At 39.1% G+C, this 15,568-nt stretch carries 8 protein-coding genes; 1 reads left to right on the top strand and 7 read right to left on the bottom strand.

Features of this window, described 5'->3' with window-relative positions; genetic code table 11:
• Positions 1-109 precede the first annotated feature (109 nt).
• The 5 genes from galK to FHG85_RS11915 form a co-directional block, all read right to left on the bottom strand.
• Positions 110-1,261 (bottom strand): galactokinase, encoded by a 1,152-nt coding sequence (gene galK / locus FHG85_RS11895; protein ID WP_173076176.1) that lies wholly within the window; start codon positions 1,259-1,261, stop codon positions 110-112.
• A complete protein-coding gene (locus tag FHG85_RS11900) occupies positions 1,261-3,213 on the bottom strand; it encodes a glycoside hydrolase family 97 protein (protein WP_173076178.1) in 1,953 nt (650 codons plus the stop codon). The genes galK and FHG85_RS11900 overlap by 1 nt, the downstream gene beginning before the upstream one ends.
• A gap of 23 nt (positions 3,214-3,236) precedes the next feature.
• The gene (locus tag FHG85_RS11905; RefSeq protein ID WP_173076180.1) at positions 3,237-6,389 is read right to left on the bottom strand and encodes a glycoside hydrolase family 2 TIM barrel-domain containing protein; all 3,153 of its coding nucleotides are present in this window, start codon (positions 6,387-6,389) and stop codon (positions 3,237-3,239) included.
• Positions 6,390-6,401: 12 nt separating this feature from the next.
• A complete protein-coding gene (gene omp85 / locus FHG85_RS11910; protein WP_173076183.1) occupies positions 6,402-7,721 on the bottom strand; it encodes an Omp85 family outer membrane protein in 1,320 nt (439 codons plus the stop codon).
• Between the two features lie 163 nt (positions 7,722-7,884).
• The gene (locus FHG85_RS11915) at positions 7,885-8,991 is read right to left on the bottom strand and encodes a helix-turn-helix domain-containing protein (RefSeq protein ID WP_173076185.1); all 1,107 of its coding nucleotides are present in this window, start codon (positions 8,989-8,991) and stop codon (positions 7,885-7,887) included.
• A gap of 886 nt (positions 8,992-9,877) precedes the next feature.
• Here FHG85_RS11915 and FHG85_RS11920 point away from each other — a divergent pair.
• Positions 9,878-11,041: a TlpA family protein disulfide reductase gene (locus FHG85_RS11920; protein WP_173076187.1), complete on the top strand. Its 1,164-nt coding sequence runs from the start codon at positions 9,878-9,880 to the stop codon at positions 11,039-11,041.
• Between the two features lie 427 nt (positions 11,042-11,468).
• On the opposite strand, the gene scpA is transcribed toward FHG85_RS11920, so the two are convergent.
• Positions 11,469-13,604 carry a methylmalonyl-CoA mutase gene (scpA, locus tag FHG85_RS11925; protein WP_173076189.1) on the bottom strand — a complete coding sequence of 712 codons (2,136 nt, stop codon included), beginning with the start codon at positions 13,602-13,604 and terminating at the stop codon, positions 11,469-11,471.
• Between the two features lie 31 nt (positions 13,605-13,635).
• On the bottom strand, positions 13,636-15,519 hold the full coding sequence (locus FHG85_RS11930; protein ID WP_173076191.1) for a methylmalonyl-CoA mutase family protein: 1,884 nt from the start codon (positions 15,517-15,519) through the stop codon (positions 13,636-13,638).
• Positions 15,520-15,568: the final 49 nt, after the last annotated feature.

Here is a 15,568-nt window from a genome sequence, read left to right on the forward strand (position 1 = left end):
ATTTAGAATATTTTAAACTACAGGGGGATACACATCCCCCTTTTTTTATAAAAAGAAGGCTGCCTATTTTCAAGACAGCCTCCATACCAAGTAAGTGAAAACCTAACCACTATGAAAACAACTCGGCACCATTAGCTATTACACAGGTAATAATATCGGGAGTATTACCTTGTGGTGTTTTGTAATGCAACTTAACTTGTTCTATGAATTGATCTATATGAGTATTTCTCACCAGATTTATTGTGCAGCCACCAAAACCACCACCCATCATTCTTGAACCTAAAACATAATCGAGAGGTTCGGTAATATCAACTAGTTTATCGAGTTCGGGACAGCTAACCTCATACTTCTCCTTCAATCCATAGTGTGACTGATACAAAAGCCTTCCAAAAAGTTGAAAGTCTTTATTTTGTAAAGCTTCACCAGCTTGTTTAACTCTTAAGTTCTCCTCCACCACATAGGAGCACCTATCCCAAACTTTTTTATCGAACTCACTTTTATGCTCATTTAGCACATCAAGACTTACATCACGTAAGGATGAAATATTAGCGTTGTACTTTTTAAGGATATCCACTCCAACCTGACACTCATTTCTTCGAATATTATACTTCGATGATGCCAAAGAGTGCTTAACTCCTGTATTAACAAGGATGATGGAAAAATTATCTGTTCTAAGTTCAAAGGGCTCAAACTCTAGGCTTCGGCAGTCTAACTTAAGCACATGGTTCTTTTTACCATGCAAGGAAGCAAACTGGTCCATTATGCCACATTTAACACCAGCATACTCGTGCTCTGCCTTTTGCCCAATAAGGGCAAGCTGCATTGGAGTAAAGCCTAAACTAAAAATATGGTTAAGGGCAAATGCCAAACCACTTTCAATTGCAGCCGATGACGATAACCCTGCACCAATAGGCACATTACCTCCAAATACGCAATCGAATCCCGGAATGTCCTTCCCATAACCAACCATCTGAGAAATTACCCCTAAAAGGTAGTTTGCCCATCGCGATTTTGAAGGCGAAATTAAATCAGTTGTCGTAGTAAAGCTTTTATTTAAATCAAAAGCATGAAAACGATAAACGTTTTGCCCATTTGGCTTAATGGCAAAATACACATACCTGTCAATTGCTGCTGGCATTACAAATCCATCATTATAATCGGTATGTTCGCCAATCAGGTTTACTCTCCCTGGAGCCCTAAATATTACTGGTTCTGCACCAAAACGATCCTTAAAAGCATCAACAATTTTTTCAACCATCATTATTCTAAGATTATTACCAATCCACTACGCTGATTAACTTTAAATGTATGTTTTTCGTTCTTTTTAGTTTTCACAGATGTTTTCACTAATTCATCATCGGAATTACCTTCTGAAATAACTGTCATTTTGTAATCCTTATCGTCTAAAAAGTTTAGGTTGATATTAAACTCATGCCCTTCATCGGCTGTCATGCAACCAATATACCACTTGTTGCCTTTTTTTCTGGCTATGGCAATATGTTTCCCAACTTCGCCTTCAATTGGTAACGTCATATCCCAATTAACTGGGACCTTTGATAAAAAGCCAAGAGCAATGCTATCATTTTCGTAAAGAGTTGGCGAATCGGCAAGCATTTGAACACCTCCATGGTAAACCACATACATAGCCATTTGTTGTGCACGGGTAGTCATGGAATGCGGGTTATCCCAAGACTTTTCAAATTTATCTGGAGATACATGTCGCATTGAGCCAGGTGTATAATCCATTGGTCCAACCACGTTTCTAACAAAAGGTATGGTTAAATTGTGAGTTGGTGTACATTTATCGGAAAACTTGTTGTACTCAAGACCAAGCACACCTTCGATATTAACAATGTTGGGATAGGTTCTATTTATGCCTGTTGGCTTATACATACCATGTAGGTTAAGCAACAGTTTTCGCTTTGCACACTCTTGAGCCAACCGGTTCACGAAATCTACAATTCTCTGGTCGGTGCGGTCAAAAAAATCGACCTTTAACCCAGAAACGCCCATTTTACTGAACATATCGAGATTTGCTGTAAAATTTTTATCGATGGTATTCCACATTGCCCAAATAAACACGCCTACCCCCTTGCTTTTGGCATAATCTATCACCTCTGCAAGATCGAGGTTAGGGTTAACCCGTTCGAAACTCCATAGCTTTGTCCAACCATCATCAATATTGATATACTCAATACCATTTTTAGCGGCAAAATCAATCATGTACTTGTAAGTTTGGGTATTGATTCCTGCTTCAAAATCAACTCCCTGAAGGTTCCAATTGTGGTACCAGTCCCAAACTACTTTACCAGGTTTAACCCAGCTAAAATCCATTTTAGGGTCATCGGCAAGGAGATAAACAAGGTTGTTTTGTAGTATCTCGGCATCGTTATTGGCAATCATTATCACGCGCCAAGGGAAGCTACGTTTACCATCGGACTTTGCAATGTAGTCCTCAGCCTTCTTGACAACCATTCTTGATATTTGTGGCCATTTAACAAGATGCAACCTACCTGGAAGTTGTTGTTTCTCCTTTTTAGGATATTTTGGGAAAACAGTCTTAAAAACATCATCGCCTTCCTTTTGCATGAACATTCCAGGATACTCAAAGAGGTTTGATTCCGAGATTACGACAAGTTCCCCATTTGGGGTTTTAAACATAAATGGCGTAAGGGCAAACTTGTCCTTATCAATACTTTCTAAAGGTTTAGGCAGGTAGTTAACTTCAAATGGGGTAAGGAAACCACTAACTTCAGGGAAGTATACCGTGCAATTAGCTGGTAGATTAAACCGATTTGGCTCATCGAATACTATAATCTCATTATCGAAGGTAGTGAGTAATCGCCAAGCAAAACCATCATTGTAGCATCGGAATTGAACCGATAAGCCATTTTCATAGCTTAACGTGAGCTGATTGTAGTGGTCTTGCAATTGAGCATATGTCCCCCAGGTTGGGGTTACCATCACATTAGAGCTATCGTAAGCTGCTCGATGCTTATCGCTAAAGGCTTTTTCATCAAACAGGTTTGCTTTCATAGCAATAGTCGAGTGTTCAACGATGGGATTACCATCGTTGAACACAGCATAGGATAATCCATCCTTCACCTCAATACTTGCATAAACTTTCCCATTGGGAGATTGGAGCTTATAGCTTTGCCCAAAAACTACTAATGCAATTAGCTGAAGTGTTAGATATATTGAAAACTTTTTCATCTCAGTTATGCTTTTTGTCTTAGCTACTTTTTAACATAAGGTTTGATTGTGAAGCTGAAATCAAACTTCTTATCTTTTAGCACATACTTTTGAAGGTAGTTGTAAAAGAAACTTTCGCTACCAAGTGAATTCTGAGCAAGGTCTATATATAAGTAGTTTACATTACTTTCGACCAAATCGGGTGTGTGAGTTGCTTTTGTTAGCGTTTGGAGCGAATATGGATGAATGCTAAAACAGAATGAGTCCCCGGTAACCTCAACTCCCTTAGCCGAATTTGAAACAACTCTAACCAAGTCAACATCGTAGCGGTTTCCGTTCTCTTGAGGTTTAATATATGGGGTAACCATTTCCTCAACACTTCTTCTGTACAATCCCCAATGCGCAGCATAGCAACGGTCGCGGTAGTTCTCCTGTGGGCCTCTGCCTAGCCATTCAACTTGAGAGAACTCCTTGGGAAGTTCCACAACAAAACCAACTCGTGGAAGGTTTAGTGTTTTATTACAGCTTAAGTTTATGTTGATTGCAATCTCCCCATTAGGCTTAACAAGATGTTTAATTGTTGCAACAAATTTCGACTTTGCGCCTTGAAGTTTTTGTGTAGTAATAAACTCTACTCCACTGTCAGTTTTACTTACAAAAACCTTTACCTTTTTCAAAGTTAAGCTGTTAAGCCCATACTTTTCCCAAAGTAAAGCGTGGAATGAAAATCGTGGATCGGGATTAAAACCTGTTCCTTTATCGTTGCTTGTTGGTGCTCGCCATAGGTTTACCTTTGGTCCATTTTTAGCAATAACCTGACCATTTGCCTCCCATTTTTCGATAGTTCCAGTTTCCTTACTAAACTCCACAGAAAAGTTCTCACCTTTAACTATCCAGCTTGAGTCATTCTCTTCGACTTGAAGATTTGTCAGCTTTAAGTTTTCAACCTTAGCCTCAATAAACCAGGGCAACTCATACTGGTATTTGGCCACCTCAAATCCTTTATCGGCCCACAAAGTATTGTTAGCAAGCACAACAGAAAGATTAAGATGATATTTTTTACCAGCATTGATTTGTGGCTTAGCAAAAGCTAAAACTATATCCTTTTTACTACCAGGTTCAATACTGGGTAAATGCATTTCACCTTTCTGAACTACAGTTCCATCTTCAGTAATGCTCCATAAAAGATTGAACTCATCTAAATTCAAGAAAGTGTATGCGTTCCGGATTGACAATGTGCGTTGCTCAGGGTCAAAGCCATCAAACTTAACGTATTGCTGAACCTTCTTAATCTCGGCCATTGCTGGCTTAAGGGTTCTATCAGGAAATGTAATCCCATTCTGACAAAAGTCTTTATCGTTTGGTTCGTCGCCAAAATCACCGCCATACGCATAATAAGGTTTGCCCTCGGCTGTGTATTTAACCAATCCTTGGTCGGTCCAATCCCAAATATATCCTCCAATCATACGTTGATGGCTCTCAAACATATCCCAGTACTCCTTGAAAAATCCATTGCTATTTCCCATGGCATGCGAATACTCACAAATTAGGATAGGACGTTGTTTCTCGTCGAGTTTTTCCATCTCAATAAGTCTATCCAACGTTGGATACATGGCAGCGTTAAAATCGTATTCCGAAAGCGATTTCATCCATTTTAAAGCCGAAAACATTCTTCTTATCTTCTCAAAAAAGCCAACGCCATCGAAACTTAATGGTCTTTCTATTGCCTTACTTTCGTAATGGATTGGTCGGTTTGCAGCATCAATTTTGCGAATAGTATCGGCCATTGCTTGTAAGTTAGGACCATCGCCCGATTCGTTCCCCAACGACCAAATTATTACCGAAGGGTGGTTCCTATCGCGTAGTACCATACTAACACCGCGGTCTACTATAGCCTTCTTCCATTCAGGATAAAGCACTGGCGATTGATTCAGATACTGCCATAAGTAATGCGATTCCACATTAGCTTCGTCCATTACGTACAAACCATAGCGGTCGCAAAGCTCATAAAAGTAGGGATGGTCTGGATAATGAGCAGTACGGACTGCATTAAAATTGTTTTGCTTCATTAGGACCACATCCTTTTCCATTAGCTCATACGAAACCGTACGGCCATTATAGGGGTCGAATTCGTGCCGGTTTACACCTTTAATGGTTACCGACCTGCCATTAACAAGCAGCTGACCGTTTTCGATTCTTACATCTCTGAAACCTATTTTTTGCTTATAGAAAAGGCTATCAATTTTATAAATAAGTGTGTACAAGTATGGTGTTTCGGCACTCCACAACTTTGGATTTCCCACTTTCTGGGAAAAGGAAAAAGTTGATTTAGTACCATTTACTTTTGAGCTAATCTTTTTCTTGAAAACAACCTTCCCTTCAGGATCGTTCAAGGTAACCTCAATGCTAGTAGCGCTGCTTTCGATATTAGTCAGAATACCTTCAACCGTTAAGGTTGACTCTGTGTAGGACTGATTGAAGGTTGTATTGACATTAACATCCCATATAGCATTTTTAGGCTGGGCGTAAATAAACACATCCCTAAAAATTCCGCTTAACCGCCAGAAATCTTGATCTTCGATATAGCTTCCATCCGACCAACGAATTACTCTTACAGCAATCAGATTATCGCCTTTAGTAACAAAAGGTGTGATGTCAAACTCTGCAGGTGTCATACTTCCCTGGCTATAGCCAACGTAACTACCATTAATCCATACATCCATAGCCGACTGAACACCTTCAAAGCGAAGAACCACCTTGCTCCCCGACCAGCCTTCAGGGATTTGGAATTTATGCCGATATAATCCGGTTTCATTCCCTTCGTTTGAAACTTTAGGAGGATTAACTGGGAAAGGGTGCAGCTGATTTGTATAGATAGGTTTTCCAAACCCTTTTGTTTGCCAGTTGGAAGGAACGGGGATTGTATCCCAATCCGAGTCTGAATAGTCGAGATTTGAGAACTCTTTTGGTGTATCTAAAGGATTTGTTAACAGCTTAAACTTCCAACTCCCATTCAGCATTTTAACAAAATCGGAATTCAGATAAAAGGAGTTTACAGCAGGGGGCTGGGCGTTGGGAATGAGCAAGGTATGAGCAGGAAGTTTATTTACACCAATTATTTCGGGATTTTGCCAATTCTGTGCCAACCCATTTAGGGTTAAGGCACAGAAAAGCACAATCGATATCTTTCTTAGCATATTAGTTCTATTTTAGAAAAGGTATCCAACCAAAACATAAAGCCCAGAGGTACCATAGTTTTTATCCATGGCCATACCATAATCGGCCGAAACAACAAAGTTCTCGTTCATAACCACCTTGAATCCAGCACCAAACGCGGTGTAAAGTCCCTTATACTCATCGGAGAAAAACTGGTCTCTTTGAGCCTGAGGAACATTAGCTAGATCGATATCATACCCTTTAAGAATTTTTCCAGCATCAGCGAAAAGATTCATACCTAGGTAGAAGTTCTGACCAATTGCATTGAAACGGTAGAATTTCCAGCGTAGTTCAAAGTTACCAATTGCAGAATGTTGACCAACCACGCGATTCATTAGTACACCTCTTACGCTTTGTGCACCGCCAAATCCTTCGAGATAGTTACTTGTGGTTAAGTGCTGACGAGAATAAAAAGGCACATTACCAAAAGTCCCCTCGTACCATAAACGGTATGCAAAGGATAACTTCTCTTTAACCAAAGTGAAATACTGACGGTGAATTAACGAAACTCTACCAAAGTTATCATTATTCCCTATAAATTTAGGTGAGGCTCTGAAAAGTAGTTCAGTCCAAGTTCCTTTCATTGGGTTTGTGAGTCGGTCGCGAGTATCGTAAACCAATCCGAACTTGAAACTATTGTCAAAACCTCCATCTTTTTCATCATCAGAGATGATGCCCCAATTTACAAGCTGATCGTAAAGAATAAGAGTGTCAGGAATAAGCTCATCATTATCGCGACCTTTGTTTAGGTGAGCTACATCAACTGTACTAACATCATACCATCCAAGGTCTAAACCGGCAATCCATTTGAACTTGCTATCAGCAATCCTATCTTCCAATAGGAAATCGGCTTTGGCAAGTTTTCTGTCATATTTATAGAATACCTGCGAAATAAAACCGTTTGCATCGATATCTTCGAAATCGGCATTATAAACTGTTTGAGTACCATTAAAACCATAGAAAGGATAGGTACGATTCCTATTAAAGCTTAATCGACCGATAAAATGCTTATTTGGAATAAGCGTATAGGAATCGAAGTAGGCAATTGCATCCATACTCCCCTTAGTATAGGCCGATAGCTGCAAGTAAAGGTTGTGATTAAAGTCGGGATAACGCGAACCATCGCCAAAATCGAAAGAGTTTACTATTGCACCGTAGAGTAAACCCAGGTTTGAGTCATAGCCCAGTGCAGGGAGCACACCAACGGTCCAACCAGTTTTAACATCCTCATTAACTTTTTTCTCTGTGTTTTCCTGAGCAAAAACAGGAAGCATCAAAATGCTTGCGAAAGCAATTAATAAAACGTTTCTCATAGCTATTGCAATTTTAGGTTTAAAGTTTAGGTTTTGAATAGCTATTTATGAAACTAAGTTTTCAATGTCGTTCAAATAAAAAGTTCGAACAATTTTAGATGTTCGAACTCTCACATCCTTCTGACTATGTGTTATTTATATCATATAGAGACTAGTAAATTAATTAGGTACTTTTCTTATTTGAACTTCTAAAAGCCTTTTTATATTCCGATGGTGTCATGCCAGTTTCCTTTTTAAAAAGAGTGTTAAAAGATGTTTTAGAATTAAACCCAGAATCGAATGCAATTCCTAAAAGGGTCTCATTATCGTACTTTGGGTCAACCAATCGGCGTTTAGCTTCGTTAATTCTAAATGCATTGATATAGTTGAAAAAGTTAACTCCTAAATCTTTATTCAAGTAGCTAGATATTTCCTGTGTGGTAACTCCAACCTGATCGGCTAGGTCCTGAATGGTTAGCTCATTATTAAGGTACGGTTTATTCTTTACCATGAACTCGTAAAGCATATCTCCAAACTTATCAGATTTTAAGGTATTCTCTTTTGAGGGAACATCTAATTTCTGTGGTTTCTGATATTGGTATAACACCGGCTGGTGAATACCATAGTAACTTATTGAGAATGTAAACACTAATAAACCTAAATGGAAAAGTTCAATGGGGTTAAATGGGAAAATATTTTGAGTTGAGAATACTAGAAACGTGATGCCTGAAGCAAAAAAACCTGTAAGTATCCACAACGCCGAATTTTTGATCCAGCTCAGCATGATACTTTCGGATCGGTACGAAAAATGGTCGCCGAGCGAGTGGTTGTGCCTGCTGATTAGTTTAAGTGAAATCCACCAGTAGTAAAGCATAACCACTAGAAATGATGTAAAATTAAACAGGGCAAGCCACGTGATAGAACCTTTATGGTAAAAGTTGATTGAATTGATATCGATTGGACTGCCCCACAATATTGATATAATCAGAAATAGGTAAAGCGGCGACAGGTGAATGTGAATATTACTAAGTTTAGTAGGCTTTTTCGAAATTAATAACTTGGTGTAAAAGTAAAGGAACGGCCCATAGCTAAAAGGAATAATAATAAGATCGGGCAACCATTTCAGGTAAACGGCATTTATTAGCGAATAAAGCATCTCAAAGCCTATAACAAAAAGCCAAACTATTAAAAGATTATCTGCTGCTCCCTTATTTGGCTTTCGATAAACAAGCAAGGCCGCAAACCATGCCTGTATTAGACCAATGTGATAGATAGGGAAAATGTCAGTCATCGCATTTCTTTTGTTGTAAATGTAAATAAAACTCAAAAGAAAGAAAAGAGATTTTTATAGAGTGAACGGGAATCTCTGATATGGCTTTGTCATACCAGATTTTTGGAGGAAACTCGAATTGAAGAATTTGAGGAAGTTAGAAGAAGTTAGAAGAATTTAAAAAATGGGGTCTGAATGAATTAGAAACAATCGGAATGATTCTGAAAATTTTAGGGACCATGTTAACTTTTCCCCTGCGTGGCTTTATGTTTTACACTGAGAGATTCTGAAAAGCCAATCCAACTATAACTTGAATAGAATGCAAATGTCGCACAGTAACATTTTTTTTCGTTTAACGATTTTCACCTTTATCCATCTTCACCGGAGTTTAGTTATAGTTTTTGGAGTGTAGATTAAAAGGTTTACTATCAATCTTATTGAGTAACATTTAGCCCAGCAGAGCAAAATAGCGAAAGCGAAAAAAAATTTCCATTACGATTGACGATGAAGAGAAATCATAAAGCGTAGATGAGACGTCGCAATGCTACATCGGTCAAAAACCTTAAAGAAACAATTTGTTTTACATATCGAAACAAAACATTAGTACTCTATAATTAGAAGACCTTTCTTCAGAAACTCCAACTGACTTGGTTACTAATACAATTACAAATAACGCTAAGAAAAACATCATGAAAAAACATGAATAATATTGGGACAATTTAAAGTTTTTTCATCACCTATTATTAAAATACAGTTTACTACCTGTGCTAGAAAACAAATAAATTTTTAAAATGGTCAGCAGTATATTGCATTTTGTGATATTTTTTTTACCTTAGACTAAACAACCCAACAGCAAACATTTAAAAGATTTGAAAAAACACATTTATTAACAAATTATTAAATCATTATGACTAACAAGCTTTTCGTTTTACTCATTTTATTTTCTTCAATTTCTGGTTTTTCTCAAAGCAATTTGATAGGTAAAAAAGCACCAGAGATAAAGATAGAAAAATGGATTTACCCAAAAATAAAAGTTGCCAATTGGCAAGTTCGGGAAGTCCCTAGTGATTTATCAGGTAAAGTGGTTGTTCTTGATTTTTGGGCAACAAAATGCGCACCTTGTGTAGCTTCAATTCCGAAACTTAATGAGTTAGCGAAACGATTTCCAGAAATAGTTTTCATATCGATTTCATTTGAAAAGGAAGAACTCATAAATAGGTTTTTAAAAAAGATGGTAATGTATTACCCAGTAGGTTCAGATCCAACCGAGGCTACTATTAAAAAATTTGGTGTTACAGGCTATCCAGAAACTTTTCTCATTGATAAGAATGGAATTATTCAATGGCAAGGGAGCCCATTTAAACTATCTGAGAAAATATTAAAAAAAGCGATAGGTAATTCAGAGACTCAAAATAGTTTAAGTATTAATGATTCTGAATTTCCTCATAAAAATTCAGCTTATGATTTTACGCTAAAAAAGAATGAATTAGGCATGAATGAAGCATCGTATTTTCACTACTCACCTTTTGACATAAATGTTTTTAATTTAGACCTTCCAACTATCATATCCGCTTTCTATGGATATAGCAAATCACGACTATTATTTAAGGATACTCTGCTGCTAAATAATACATATGATATTACATTAAAGGCTAATAGGGAAGTAACCACAGAAGCAAATTGCATGGAGATTTTTAAATATCTGTTGCCAAACAATCTAGAGTTTGAAATGAAAAATATTGAGAAAGACACTTTTGTTTATGTACTTCAAGTCTATAATGATATCATATTAAATAAGAATCTAACTAAATTTGACTATTCGGGTAGCTCAAAGGACAATTTAAAATGGAGGCTGACAGGAGCAACTCTGAAGAACCTGAAAAACTTTCTTGAAAATGAATATAATGCCATAATTGAACTAAAACTGCAACTTGATAGTAAATTTGATTTTATTTTACCTTCAAATGACTTCGAAGCTACAGTTGAATGCCTTAGAAAGGAGTATGGTATTGAACTTAAACCACAAAAATTAAAAACAAAATTTATAGAGATTAGGCGAAAAAGCATATAGCATTGGTCGATTTAACATGTAGTGACTTTTCCAAAATATCTACCCATTAAATTAGAGTAAGGTTTGTTATTAAATACCATAAAGGCGGACTACTGTAGCAGAAAGTACTCTCAAAACAATTGGCAATAGTAGGTTGAACCATTTCAAAAATGTGATAATGAAGTGTTGCATGTGACATTAGGCAAAAGCCCAAAGAACCATATTTTTATACCGAGAGAAGGAGAGGATTTCTTGTTAAAGCAAGTATGTTTGTTAAAGGTGCTTATCGGAATAAGTTGGAAAAATCCGAAAGAATAAGGAAGATAATTAAGGAACAAAATTATTTGAAATAATATATCAAAACCCAAAAAGATTTCTGAGCAGAATAAAAAAACGATGAGGCTGCTTTTCAGACAACCTCATCGTTAAACGTCTATAGTCAAAAATATTAATCTTCGAACTTATCGAGTAGAATCTCAAGAATCTTAACAGCAGCGGCCGATACTGATGTTCCAGGACCAAAAATACCAACAACACCTTGGTCGTAAAGGAACTGGTAATCTTGTGGTGGGATTACGCCGCCAACAATAACCATGATATCCTCGCGACCTAGTTTTTTAAGTTCTTCCATTACCTGGGGAACCAAGGTTTTATGGCCAGCAGCAAGGCTCGATACTCCAAGGACATGAACGTCGTTTTCAACGGCCTGCTTTGCTGCCTCGGCAGGGGTTTGGAATAGAGGTCCTATGTCAACATCAAAGCCTATGTCGGCATATCCTGTTGATACCACTTTAGCACCACGGTCGTGGCCATCTTGTCCCATTTTAGCAATCATAATACGGGGCTGACGGCCTTCGAGTTCTGCAAATTTTTGGCAGAGTTCACGAGCTTTCTGATAATTGGGGTCGTCCATAGATTCTGATGAGTAAACGCCTGAGATTGATCGGATAACTGCCTTGTATCGTCCAACCACCTTTTCACAAGCATATGAAATTTCACCTAAAGTTGCGCGTTTTTTGGCAGCTTCAACCGAAAGTTCAAGTAGGTTGCCCTCGCCAGTTTCAACGCAGCGTGTAATGGCATCGAGAGCAGCTTGTACTTCGGCCTCGTTTCGCTCAGCGCGTATTTTTTGTAAGCGACGAATCTGAGCCTCACGAACTGCGGTATTGTCAACGTCTAATATCTCAATGGGATCTTCTTTTTCCAGGCGATACTTGTTAAGACCAACAATGACATCCTTGCCCGAGTCGATACGTGCTTGCTTACGAGCAGCAGCCTCCTCGATCTTCATTTTTGGAAGTCCAGTCTCAATGGCTTTAGCCATTCCACCAAGTTCCTCAACTTCCTGGATTAACCTCCAAGCCTTGTGTGCTATTTCATGGGTGAGATACTCAACATAGTATGATCCAGCCCATGGGTCAACAGCACGACAAACATTGGTTTCCTCCTGAATGTAAAGCTGTGTATTACGAGCAATACGGGCAGAAAAATCAGTTGGAAGGGCAATGGCCTCGTCAAGGGCATTTGTATGCAAGCTTTGGGTATGCCCTAACGCTGCTCCCATAGCCTCAATACAGGTACGAGTCACATTGTTGAAAGGATCCTGCTCAGTTAAACTCCATCCCGAGGTTTGGCTATGAGTACGAAGAGCCATGGACTTTGGATTCTTAGGATTGAACTGTTTTACAATCTTAGCCCAAAGCAAGCGAGCAGCACGCATCTTGGCAATCTCCATGAAATGGTTCATGCCTATTGCCCAGAAGAACGAAAGGCGAGGGGCAAACGCATCGATATCAATACCTGCCTTAACACCAGTGCGTAAGTACTCAAGTCCATCGGCTAAGGTGTAAGCTAGCTCAATGTCGGCTGTGGCACCTGCCTCTTGCATGTGGTAACCCGAAATTGAGATACTGTTGAACTTGGGCATATTCTTCGAGGTGTACTCAAAAATATCGGCAATGATACGCATGGAGAATTCAGGTGGATAGATGTAGGTGTTTCGCACCATGAACTCCTTAAGGATATCGTTCTGTATGGTACCACTTAGCTCCTCTAGCTTTGCGCCTTGCTCTAGAGCAGCAACAATATAGAAGGCCATTACAGGTAGCACAGCACCATTCATGGTCATTGAAACCGACATCTTGTTGAGGGGAATACCATCAAAAAGAATCTTCATATCCTCAACGGAGTCAATAGCAACACCGGCCTTACCAACATCACCAACAACACGCTCATGATCGGAATCGTATCCACGGTGAGTGGCAAGGTCAAAAGCAACCGACAAACCTTTTTGTCCTGCAGCAAGGTTTCTGCGATAAAATGCATTTGACTCCTCGGCAGTTGAGAATCCAGCGTACTGACGTACAGTCCAAGGTCTCATTACATACATGGTGCTATAGGGGCCACGTAGGAATGGAGGAACACCTGCAGCATAGTTCAAATGCTCCATATTCTCTAGGTCGGCCTCAGTAAATGCCGGCTTAACAGGAATCTGCTCGGGAGTAACCCATTCGGCATCTACATTAAACACATCATTTTTACTATCGATGTGCTTGATATCTATTTTTTTGAAATCGGGTTTCATTCTTTATTTCTTTTTGTTAAGTAAACAGCTTTTACTTTATGCCAAGCATTGACTGATACTTGATTAGCGTATCGAGAAGATTACTCCTAACGCTTATGAAGTTAGTGATACCTTTAGACTCAAGATCGGGTTTACATTCTGGCTCTCCAGCAACAACAAAAATTGCCTCTCCGTTGAGCTTTTGAAACGCTTCAGGCGCTAAAGTAGCATATTCCTCATCGGAACTACAGATTACCACAATATCGGATTTGGCATCAAGAGCAGCCTGTACACCCTCGTCAACTGTTTTGAAGCCAATATTATCAACCACCTCAAAGCCAGCAACAGCAAAGAAGTTACAGCTAAACTGAGCCCTAGCGCGTCGCATTGCCAGGTTACCAAGAGAAAGCATAAACACTTTTGGCCTACGCCCACTGCTATCGGTTCTATAACGCAACTCTTCAAAAGCTTGAGCACCACGATAAGGAACGAGCGGTTGAGCAATGGCATCGGCAGGTTTTTCTGCTACACTTCGCTTTACAACATCGGGTTTAACCTTATTTAAATCGGCAACCTCGGTAAAGTTTGGATACTGGTTAGTACCAATGAGTACTTCACGTCTTGAAGCAATATTTGCATCGCGTTTTGCAGCAACCTCAGCAATTTTATTCTGAATAAACCCTTTTGTAAAGGCCTCTCGATATCCACCCTGCTCATCAACCTCAAGAAATAGGTTCCAAGCATGCTCTGCTATGGAAGCTGTAAGGTTCTCAATATAATAGCTGCCTGCTGCTGGGTCGGCAACCTTACCAAAGTGCGACTCCTCACGAAGTAGGATTTGCTGGTTACGGGCTATACGCTCGCTAAATGGGGTTGGTTCAGAAAAAGGTGCATCGAACGGTAAAACATTAAGTGAGTCAACTCCTGCTAGTACAGCACTCATACTTTCGGTAGTTGTACGAAGCATATTAACATATGGGTCGTAAACGGTCATGTTCCACTTGCTAGTCTCAGCATGAATACTCATTCGAGCCGACTCTTTATTTGAAGGGCCGTATGCCTCTACCATTTTGGCCCATAACAACCTAGCAGCACGGAACTTGGCCATTTCCATAAAGTAGCTAGAACCTACTGAGAAGTTAAAGCGAAATCTTGATGTTAGCTCATCAATGCTGAAGCCTTTATCGGATAATGCGTTCAGATAATCGCTGGCCATTGCAAGTGCAAATGCTAGTTCCTGAACAGCGGAAGAGCCACTGTTATGGAATACATAACCATTAACTCCAACCACCTTGAAGTTTGGATACATTTTAACCGCATTCAGAGCATCTACTAAGCCCTCATATGATGAATCCTTCTCGCAGCAGAACTTTCCTTTAAGCGATAAGGTTGTAAGTGGACTATAGTCAATTGAACCTTTAATATTTGATGGACTTACACCCGACTGCTCAAAGTATTGAACAATAAAAGGAAGCGTTCTGGCAGTAATAGGACCACCAATGAAGTTTACCTCGATTTTTGCAATGTCAATATCTTTAAGTAGACGACTAATAGAGTCGTATGAAGGTTCGCAATCGGTGCATAGCCTGAAACCTAATGATTCAACGCCTCGGTTAATCATTTCGAGCGCCTTTTTATTGGCCTCGGTTGGTTTATCGAGGCATACATCAAAATCCTGACGGATAAGCCAAGGGTTACCTTTTTGGTTGTTACCACGAACGTAAGGAAAATCGCCAGGTTTAACATGTACGGTTTCAAGCCTTTCAAGATCCTCGGAGCGATAATATGGCCTAACACTGAAACCTTCCAGCGTTTTCCATACCAACTTTTTATCGTAGTCGGCTCCTTTTAAATCCTTGCTAATTACTGCTTCCCATTCTGGTGTTGAAACAGGTGGAAATTCAGCAAAAAGCTTTTCGTTACTTTTTTCTGCCATATTCAGACTTTTAGGATTTTAGATTCGCAAATTTAACAATTGCAAATTT

It is taken from the genome of Tenuifilum thalassicum (assembly GCF_013265555.1).
Taxonomy (GTDB): Bacteria; Bacteroidota; Bacteroidia; order Bacteroidales; family Tenuifilaceae; genus Tenuifilum; species Tenuifilum thalassicum.